We start from the raw sequence: 9,572 nt of genomic DNA on the forward strand, positions 1-9,572 counted from the left end.
GTTTTGGATTCCAGAAATAGAATTAGGTTTAGGAGTATGGCAAGGAAGTTATAAAACCGTCGAAATGCCTTGGTTACGTTGGTATGATAAAGACGGTAATTGGATGTTAACCAGCACAGAAGAGGAAAGACAAAAAGCCGAAAAAGAAAAACAAAAAGCCGAACAAGAAAGACAAAAAGCTGAACAGGAAAGACAAAAGTTAGATCAAGAAAGGCAAAAAACAGAAAGATTAATTGCCCAACTGCGATCGCTTGGTGTTGAACCTGATTTAGAATAGATGCAATCTCTCCTTCTATCAACAGTCTTTAATTGTCAATGCTGTAGGGGCGCAGGGTCTGCGCCCTCCGTTATTTAATATCCAATTCCGACTAGGAACGAGAAATAAATTAAGTATTTAGTAAGAATAACCAGTACATTAATAAAAAGGATATAAAAAATAGACTGATGAATCCAATCGCATCTACCTTAACTTCTATTATCAGCACAGACAACGCCGTTTTATCGTGGGAAAATCTCACCCCCACCCAGCAACACAATATCCAACAAGGGATAGACTCCAAAAGCCGCCCCAGTTGTGTTGTTTATCCCCACAGCCAAGCAGAATTAGCCGCAGTTATAGCGATCGCCAACAGCAATAAATGGCGCGTTCTGCCTTGTGGTAGGGGCAGTAAACTTCATTGGGGTGGTTTAGCTAAAAATATTGATCTTGTTGTCAGTACCGAACGCATAAACCAACTCATAGAACACGCAGTTGGTGATTTAACTGTCACCGTCGAAGCAGGGATGAAATTTGCCCATCTTCAGGAGATTTTGGCAAAATCGGGACAAACATTAGCTTTAGACCCTGCTAAACCAGAATTAGCTACCATTGGGGGTATTGTAGCTACCGCTGATACTGGTTCTCTGCGTCAACGTTATGGCGGTGTCCGTGATCAACTTTTAGGTATAACTTTTATCCGTGCAGATGGACAAATTGCCAAAGCGGGGGGACGAGTCGTAAAAAATGTGGCGGGTTACGACTTAATGAAATTATTTACTGGCGCTTACGGTACATTAGGAATTATCAGCCAAGTCACTTTTCGAGTTTATCCCATTCCGGAAACTTCGGGAACAGTCATATTAACTGGTAAGCCAGAAGCCATATCCCAAGCAGCGCGAACTTTACAAAATTCCGAGTTAACACCAACTCAAGCTGATTTATTATCAAGTAAATTAGTTGCTAATTTAGATTTGGGGACAGAATTAGGATTAATTGCCCGGTTTCAAAATATTAGTGAAAGTGTGCAAGAACAGTCAAAGCGACTTTTAGTAATTGGCGAAAAGTTAGGTTTACATGGGGTAATTTATTCAGCAAATCAAGAAGCTGCTTTATGGCAACGATTACCAGAACAAATACATGATGATGTTACAGAAGCGACAATTACCTGCAAAATAGGAGTATTACCAACTGCGGCAGTGGAGATTTTAAATAAAATAGAAATTGGTTTAATTCATATTAGCAGTGGTTTGGGTTTGGTGCGTTTAGAAAATCAAGAACAGGTTTTGCTATTACGGAATTTGTGTCAAGCAAATTCAGGTTTTTTAACTATTTTATCTGCACCTGTTGAGTTAAAGGCCAGGTTTGATGTTTGGGGGGATATTGGCAATAGTTTGACGGTAATGCGGGGAATTAAGGAACAGTTTGATGGTAATTATATTTTAAGTCCTGGTCGGTTTGTTGGTGGGATTTAATATTTAAGAGAATGAACCACGAAGGCGCAAAGAACACGAAGTTAAGAGGGGGAAGAGAAATGCAAGAAGTTTCAGATGGTGTTGTTAATAATGTTGCTAGTATTAAGAATTTGAAGGGTTTTGATGAAAGTCATCCACCTGATCCTAAGTTAATTGATAGTTGTGTTCATTGTGGTTTTTGTCTGGCTACTTGTCCTAGTTATCGGATATTAGGAAAGGAGATGGATTCACCCAGAGGACGTATCTATTTAATGGATGCTATTAATGAGGGGGAAATTGCTCTTAATACGGCTACTGTTGAACATTTTGATTCTTGTTTGGGTTGTCTAGCTTGTGTGTCTACTTGTCCTTCTGGTGTGCAGTATGATAAGTTGATTTCGGCTACTAGACATCAGGTGGAAAGAAATTATAATCGCAGTTTACCTGATAAGTTAGTTCGACAATTGATTTTTTCTCTATTTCCTAATCCTGATCTTTTAAGAATTTTACTTTTCCCATTATTAGTTTATCAAAAGTTAGGAATTTCTAAGGTATTACAAGCAACTGGGTTAATTAAAGCTGTATCTCCCCGATTAGCGGCAATGGAATCTATTTTACCCCAAATTACTCTTAAATCTTTTCAGGATAATTTGCCAGATATCATCCCTGCTAAGGGTGAAAAAAGATATCGGGTGGGTGTAATTTTAGGATGTGTGCAAAGGCTGTTTTTCTCTGGTGTAAATGAAGCGACGGTAAGGGTTTTAACAGCAAATGGTTGTGAGGTGGTAATTCCTAAATCTCAAGGTTGTTGTGCTGCACTTCCTGAACACCAAGGACAAACGGAACAAGCGAAAGTTTTAGCAAGACAAATGATTGATAGTTTTGCTGATACTAATGTGGATTTTGTAATTATCAATGCTGCTGGTTGTGGTCATACTTTGAAAGAATATGGTCATATTTTAGCAGATGATCCAGAATATGCCGAAAAAGCTCAAGCATTTGCAGCAAAAGTTAAAGACGCACAAGAGTTTTTAATTAATGTGGGTTTAACTGCTAAACTTTCACCTTTGACTGATAAAAATCTCACTTTAGTTTATCAAGATGCTTGTCATTTATTGCATGGTCAAAAAATTAGTGTCCAACCTCGTCAACTTTTAAATAAAATTCCGGGAGTAACTTTAAAAGAACCAATAGACGCGGCTTTGTGTTGTGGTAGTGCGGGGGTTTATAATATGTTGCAACCGGAAGTTGCGGAAGAGTTAGGTAAACAAAAAGCTCAGAATTTAATCAATACTGGTGCTGATTTAATTGCTTCTGCTAATCCTGGTTGTAGTTTGCAGATTAGTAAATATTTACAGGGTAAGACTATTTCTGTAATGCACCCAATGGAATTGTTAGATTATGCGATTCGGGGTGATAAATTGGAGATATAGGAAATGCGTTTCCCAATCTAATGAGGTACAGAATTTAAGAAGCATCAGCATTCGGTATAAGGGCGAAGCATTCAGTGTAAGGGCGAAGCATTCGGAAAATAAACTTGGGAAAAAACCGATAATTAATCGCCCGAATGCTTCGCCCCTACTTGGGAAAAAACCGATGATTAATCGCCCGAATGCTTCGCCCCTACATGGGAAAAAACCGATAATTTGTACCTCACGGGAATGGGAATTGCTATTTTACTTTCATTCACCCATAATTCTGGATAACATAGGCTATTATTGACCAAGCTGTAAATACCATAGTGTTACTATATGAGACTCAGCTTGTGTATGATAGTCAAAAATGAAGAAATTGCCTTGCCAAAATGCCTGGGAAGTGTTAAGAATTTTGTTAATGAAATTGTAGTTCTCGATACAGGTTCAACTGACAAAACACCCCAAATTGCTCAACAATTTGGCGCTAAGGTGCATTATTTTGCCTGGAATAATAACTTTAGTGCGGCTAGAAATGAGGCTTTAAAATATGTTACAGGTGATTGGATTTTGGTTTTAGATGCTGATGAAACTTTGACACCGGAAATTATGCCTTTACTCAAAGCAGTTATTAGCAAAGAAGAATATATTGCGATTAATTTGGTACGTCAAGAAGTTGGTTCAACACAATCACCTTATTCTCTAGTTTCTCGATTATTTCGTAATCATCCAGATATCTATTTTGATCGCCCTTATCATGCTTTAATTGATGATAGTATTACGGCGATTTTAAATAAAGAACCAAATTGGCAAATTGGTTATTTACCAGGGGTAGCGATTCTGCATACTGGTTATCAAAAAGCGGTGATTAATGAGCAGAATAAATATGTTAAAGCCGCAGCCGCAATGGAAGAATTTTTTGCAAATCATCCCCATGACTCTTATGTATGCAGTAAGTTGGGGGCTTTGTATATGCAAATGGGGAAGATTCAGGAGGGAATGGAGTTATTAAAACGGGGTTTAAATCAAATTCTTGGAAATCAAGTTGATGAAGATAAAAAACCGTTGCATAAATTAAAATATTTGCAGTTACCAAAAGTTGATGCTGCTATTGATGAGGATATAAATTATGATATTTTGTATGAATTACATTATCATTTAGGGATTGGTTATACATCTTTAAAGGATATATCTCAAGCTATTTCTCATTATCAAGCTGCGGTGAAGTTACCTATTTATCCACTTTTAAAATTAGGAGGATATAATAATTTAGGAAATTTATTGAAAAGTGTGGGAGATTTACAAGGGGCAAAAACTGCTTATGAAACATCTATCAAAATAGATCCTAATTTTGTGATTGGTCATTATAATTTAGGCATGATATGTAAAGCAATGGGATTGTTTGCTGAGGCTATTAATTGTTATGACAATGCTATTAATTTAAATCCTGATTATGCTGAAGCTTATCAAAATCTAGGGGTTGTGTTGTTGAAAATTGGCGATGTTACAGCTAGTCTAGCAGCTTTTGAATATGCGATCGCTCTCCATGAATTGAATAACCCCGAAGAAGCACAACGACTTCATCAGGGGTTGGAGGAAATGGGTTTGCTATGATTCCTAAATCCGCGAAAGCACGAATTTCTCTAATCTATCCATGCCTTTTTCAATTGTCGCCATATCAGTAGCGTAGGAAAGGCGAATGTTGTGATCAGCACCAAAAGCTACACCAGGAATAACTGCAACTTGATGCGCTTCTAATAAAGCATCACAAAATTCCAGGGATTTCAAACCGATTTTGCTGATGTCGGGAAATAGGTAAAAAGCACCGTCTGGTTTCGCGGTACTCAAACCAGGAATAGCGTTGAGTCTATCAAACATCACCTGACGACGTTTAGCGAAAGCTTGACGCATTTCCTCTACACAGTCTTGGGAACTCTCCAAAGCCGCGATCGCCCCATATTGAGCAAAAGTACACACATTTGATGTACTATGTCCTTGAATGGTGCTGGCGGCTTTGATAATTTCCACGGGTCCTGCTAAATAACCCAAGCGCCAACCTGTCATTGAGTAACCTTTAGCAAAACCGTTACTAATCAAGGTGCGGGAAAAGATTTCCGTTCCTAACGAACCTATGCTGATATGTTCTGCACCATCATAGAGAATTTTTTCATAAATCTCATCAGACACAACATAGATATCTGCATCAACTATTACCTGCGCCAAGGCTTTAATTTCCCCCGGCGTGTATACCATCCCTGTGGGGTTAGAAGGGGAGTTAAGAATAAATAACTTAGTTTTTGGGGTAATAGCTTTTTTCAGTTGTTCTGGGGTAATTTTGTAGCCAGTAGAAGCATCTGTTTCCACAATTACCGACTTTCCACCCACTAGAGTTACCATTTCCGGATAACTTAGCCAGTAGGGTGCGGGGATAATTACCTCATCACCGGGGTCAATCAGTGCCACCATTAAATTATAGAGAGAATGCTTACCGCCATTTGTGACCAGGACATTCTCTGACTTATAATCAAGACCATTATCATTTTTCAGCTTCTGGGCGATCGCTTCCCTTAACTTTGGTTCTCCAGCGGCTGGACCATACTTGGTTTTACCTTCATCCAAAGCTTTCACTGCTGCGGCTTTGATATGCGCTGGAGTATCAAAATCTGGTTCTCCAGCACTAAAACTGCAAACATCTATCCCCCCGGCTTTCATGGCCTTAGCTTTAGCTGCGATCGCTAAGGTGATGGAGGGTGTTACCTGACTTACTCTTGCTGCCAGCTTCATGCTACTTTTTTTGGCGAATCTCTATCCTATCTCTCTAAGGATATCCCAGAATCCTATGCGATATTTGCCCTTTCTAAATTCTTTTTTACCCAAACATGGGACGGATTAATTTACTTCAAGTCTTGACAAGACGAAAAATTTAGTTTACACTAATGTTAAGAGTAGAAATCTGTTCGCGCATATATAGTAAACTTTTGGATTGTCTGAATCAGGATTTACAGGATTAAAGGATTTACAGGATTGTGATATTATCATTACCTAAACTATCCTGATATGGCTACGCCACGCTTCGCTATCAGACAAATAAAAATATCCAAATCTCCACTAAAAATCATCCAATAACATCCTGAAAATCCTCAAATCCTGGATATCTTGATTCTGACAAATAAAAATATCCAAATCCCCACCAAAAATCATTCAACAACATCCTGTAAATCCTTAAATCCTGGAAATCCTGATTCAGACAATTAAACGCAGATGAACGCAGATAAACGCGGATGTTATACTAATTTTTAATTTCTCTCCCAATCCTGCAAATCCTAATTCTGACAATATGCAATCCTGGACACCTAACACCCCACTACAGAACGGACAGTATATCATTAAAAGAGCGATCGGTGGCGGTGGCTTTGGTGAAACCTATCTCGCAGAAGATACAGAAGAAAACAGGTTGGTTGTGATAAAAACCCTCAACCGGGAACAACAACAAAAACCAGACTTTGCGGAAATACAAAAGAGGTTTAGAAAAGAAGCCTTAGATTTATCAAAATGCTATCATCCCCATATTGTCCAAGTTTACGACAATTTTCCCGAAGATGGACTTTGGGCTATTGTCATGGAACATATTGACGGTGATGATTTAGCAGCCTATGTTGAAAGCTACACTGCTGAAAATGGTTACTTGTCAGAAACCGAAGCTTTGCGCTACATTGACCAAATCGGACAAGCTTTAGAAGTAGTTCATGAACGGAAACTTTTACATCGAGATGTGAAACCCAATAATATTTTGTTGCGACGGGAAAGCAAAGAAGCAGTATTAATTGATTTTGGGTTAGCGCGGGAATTTCAACCTGGTAAAATCAAAAGCATGACAGCGATGATAACCGAAGGTTATGCACCCATAGAGCAATATGAACGGCGTGGAGATTTTGGTTATTATACAGATGTTTATGCTTTAGCAGCGACATTATATAGTTTATTAACGAATAGAGTTCCCATTCCTGCTAATTATCGCGCTGAGGAAGATGTCAAGTTATCACCACCGCAAAAATTTAATCAGCAGATTAGCGATAAGGTAAATGCTGCTATTCTCAAAGGTATGGAGTTAGAACCCCAAAACCGTCCGCAGACTGTGCGGGAGTTTAGGGAAATTTTGGGTTTGGTTATTCAACCTGTTTCTACACCTCAACCACAACCAAGACAACAACAAAATATCCCCACACCTCTACCACCTCCACCCCAAACTGTTCGTTTACCACGACCTTATTCTTTCGTACCTAAGACAAAGGAAATTTTCATTCCTCAAAGTTCCACACCTCAACCAATAAACCAAGAAGTAGAATTAAAATCATCCTGTGGAATGGACTACAGCAAACTGCAAAACTACCTCAAAGCTGAAAAATGGAAGGAAGCAGACGAGGAAACCAGACGGGTAATGTTAGCGGTTGCGAAACGGGAAAAGATTCGTTGGTTAGATTTTGAACACATTAATAATTTTCCCTGTGAAGACCTCCGAACTATTGACCAGTTGTGGGTAAAATATAGTGATGGTAAATTTGGTTTTTCTGTGCAGAAACGGATTTATCAAGGTTTAGGTGGAACGAGAGAATATAACTCAGACATCAGAGAGAAGTTCGTAGCTGAGGTAGGATGGAGAAAAGGAGGAAAGGCTGGGATTATTACTTTTGACAAAAAAGCACCAGAAGGCCACCTCCCGATTCCGTGTGGGTTTCAGTGGGGAGTGATGGTTTGGTGGTTGGGTGGTGGCTGGGGATTGGCTTGTTGTCTCTTCTCTCGCGTCGAGACTTGTAAACTGTAACATTTAAGGGTTACAGAAAAATATTAAGTCTGAATCAGGGTATCCAGGATTTAAGGATTTACAGGATGTTAGTTTGCATCTAAATATCCCCGACTTCTGCGATAATTAATGTGATAAATGAGAAGATTGTTAAAAGTTGTCGGGGATCTGAATTTCTCAATTGTCTGAATCAGGATGTCCAGGATTAAAGGATTTACAGGATGTTGGTTTTAAATGTGATGTTTTAGAGATTTATTTAATCATCAATTTTCAAATTGAAAATGTGAGAGTTTAAATAAAATTACCCAACAATCATTAACTTACATAATAAAATTAATATCTAAAAAATCCCCATATCTTAAAAATCCTCACCTCTCAAAAATCCTCAACGCAAACTAAAATCCTGTAAATCCTCAAATCTTGGATATCCTGATTCAGACAAATAAAATCTTCAACCTCCCACCTCCCACTAAAAATCATCCAATAACATCCTGTAAATCCTAAAATCCTGGATATCCTGATTTAGACAAATAAATTAAATCATAAATAACTATGTCAGCAAGAGATTTATTTCATCAAGCAGTTAGAACAGCACTAGAAAAAGAACAATGGTTAATTACCGATGATCCATTAGAGGTAGAATTAGAAGATACAACCTTGAAAATTGATTTAGGTGCAGAAAGATTAATTGCAGCGGAAAAAGGAGAAGAAAAGATTGCTGTAGAAATCAAAAGTTTTGCTAGTAACTCAGCAGTAAGTGAATTTCATACAGCATTAGGACAATTTCTCAATTATCAAATCATGTTAGAAGAAACAGAATCACAACGAGTATTATATTTAGCAGTTCCCGAAGAAACTTATAAATCTTTCTTTCAAACTCGACTTGCTAAAATTGCAGTAGCAAGACATAAACTTAAAATCATAGTATATAATCCCATAATGGAGGTAATTATCAAATGGCAAATTTAGAAAATTATCGTCAATATATTCAAACCATACTCCAGGAACATAGTCAATTTAAACCTAAATATGATGAAATAGATAATGAATTGATTTTTGATACCATTCATGATCATTATCAATTATTCCGTGTTGGTTGGAATGGTTTAAACCGGATTTATCATAGTGTGATTCATTTTGATATCAAAGATAACAAAATCTGGATTCAGCAAAATACGACAGAAACAGATTTAGCTGAACAACTCGTAAATATGGGAGTACCAAAAGAGGACATTGTTTTTGGTTTACAACCACCCTATAAACGTCCTTATACTGGTTATGGTGTGGCTTAATTTTTGTTGATTTTATCCCACATTCCGCAGATACTAAAGCAAATTTAGGAATTAAAAATTTTCATAAATAAAAGCCTGAAAAGATTGCCTAGCAAAGATTTCAGGCTTTTATTTGTTAAAATAATCAAATCAAATAGAGATGGGAAAAACCATGAAAGAGTCTCAAGTTGGCATGAAAATCCTAAATATAGACCATTTGGGAATAGTAGCAGGAATAATAGACGAAATGGAATTGGTAGAAGAAGTGAATAAAATAGTGGGAATAAAAATAAAAGAAACCCTAACACCAGGACAAGTAATAAAAGCAATGATTTTAAATGGATTAGGCTTTTTAAGCGCCCCATTATATCTATTTGG

General features: G+C 37.6%; 9 protein-coding genes. 8 read left to right on the forward strand and 1 reads right to left on the reverse strand.

What is annotated here, in order from left to right:
• The 4 genes from FJR38_RS28360 to FJR38_RS09285 form a co-directional block, all read left to right on the forward strand.
• Positions 1-277 (forward strand): DUF874 family protein (locus tag FJR38_RS28360; RefSeq protein WP_254449409.1); only part of this gene is annotated, 277 nt, incomplete at its 5' end.
• A 167-nt stretch (positions 278-444) separates the two neighbouring features.
• The gene (locus tag FJR38_RS09275; RefSeq protein WP_168536649.1) at positions 445-1,731 is read left to right on the forward strand and encodes an FAD-binding oxidoreductase; all 1,287 of its coding nucleotides are present in this window, start codon (positions 445-447) and stop codon (positions 1,729-1,731) included.
• 59 nt (positions 1,732-1,790) lie between these two features.
• Positions 1,791-3,143, forward strand: coding sequence for a (Fe-S)-binding protein (locus FJR38_RS09280; protein WP_168536651.1), 1,353 nt, complete (start codon positions 1,791-1,793; stop codon positions 3,141-3,143).
• A gap of 318 nt (positions 3,144-3,461) precedes the next feature.
• Positions 3,462-4,736 (forward strand): tetratricopeptide repeat protein, encoded by a 1,275-nt coding sequence (locus FJR38_RS09285; protein WP_168536653.1) that lies wholly within the window; start codon positions 3,462-3,464, stop codon positions 4,734-4,736.
• 3 nt (positions 4,737-4,739) lie between these two features.
• Here FJR38_RS09285 and FJR38_RS09290 read toward each other — a convergent pair whose 3' ends face one another.
• On the reverse strand, positions 4,740-5,906 hold the full coding sequence (locus FJR38_RS09290) for a pyridoxal phosphate-dependent aminotransferase (RefSeq protein WP_168536655.1): 1,167 nt from the start codon (positions 5,904-5,906) through the stop codon (positions 4,740-4,742).
• Positions 5,907-6,459: 553 nt separating this feature from the next.
• On the opposite strand from FJR38_RS09290, the gene FJR38_RS09295 reads away from it, so the two are divergent.
• From FJR38_RS09295 to FJR38_RS09310, 4 genes are all read left to right on the forward strand, one after another.
• Positions 6,460-7,944, forward strand: coding sequence for a serine/threonine-protein kinase (locus tag FJR38_RS09295; RefSeq protein ID WP_254445270.1), 1,485 nt, complete (start codon positions 6,460-6,462; stop codon positions 7,942-7,944).
• Positions 7,945-8,475: 531 nt separating this feature from the next.
• The gene (locus FJR38_RS09300; protein WP_168494987.1) at positions 8,476-8,892 is read left to right on the forward strand and encodes a XisH family protein; all 417 of its coding nucleotides are present in this window, start codon (positions 8,476-8,478) and stop codon (positions 8,890-8,892) included.
• Positions 8,880-9,215 (forward strand): XisI protein, encoded by a 336-nt coding sequence (locus tag FJR38_RS09305; protein ID WP_168494989.1) that lies wholly within the window; start codon positions 8,880-8,882, stop codon positions 9,213-9,215. The genes FJR38_RS09300 and FJR38_RS09305 overlap by 13 nt, the downstream gene beginning before the upstream one ends.
• Before the next feature lie 151 nt (positions 9,216-9,366).
• Positions 9,367-9,572 (forward strand): DUF4277 domain-containing protein (locus FJR38_RS09310; RefSeq protein WP_168536657.1); only part of this gene is annotated, 206 nt, incomplete at its 3' end.

The sequence above is a fragment of the Anabaena sp. UHCC 0253 genome (genome assembly GCF_009712085.1).
Classification (GTDB): domain Bacteria; phylum Cyanobacteriota; class Cyanobacteriia; order Cyanobacteriales; family Nostocaceae; genus Dolichospermum.

Coding starts and splice junctions, on each gene's coding strand:
- FJR38_RS09285 (WP_168536653.1), top strand. CDS start 3,462: ATGAGACTCAGCTTGTGTATGATAGTCAAAAATGAAGAAATTGCCTTG.
- FJR38_RS09280 (WP_168536651.1), top strand. CDS start 1,791: ATGCAAGAAGTTTCAGATGGTGTTGTTAATAATGTTGCTAGTATTAAG.
- FJR38_RS09290 (WP_168536655.1), bottom strand. CDS start 5,906: ATGAAGCTGGCAGCAAGAGTAAGTCAGGTAACACCCTCCATCACCTTA.
- FJR38_RS09300 (WP_168494987.1), top strand. CDS start 8,476: ATGTCAGCAAGAGATTTATTTCATCAAGCAGTTAGAACAGCACTAGAA.
- FJR38_RS09305 (WP_168494989.1), top strand. CDS start 8,880: ATGGCAAATTTAGAAAATTATCGTCAATATATTCAAACCATACTCCAG.
- FJR38_RS09295 (WP_254445270.1), top strand. CDS start 6,460: ATGCAATCCTGGACACCTAACACCCCACTACAGAACGGACAGTATATC.
- FJR38_RS09275 (WP_168536649.1), top strand. CDS start 445: ATGAATCCAATCGCATCTACCTTAACTTCTATTATCAGCACAGACAAC.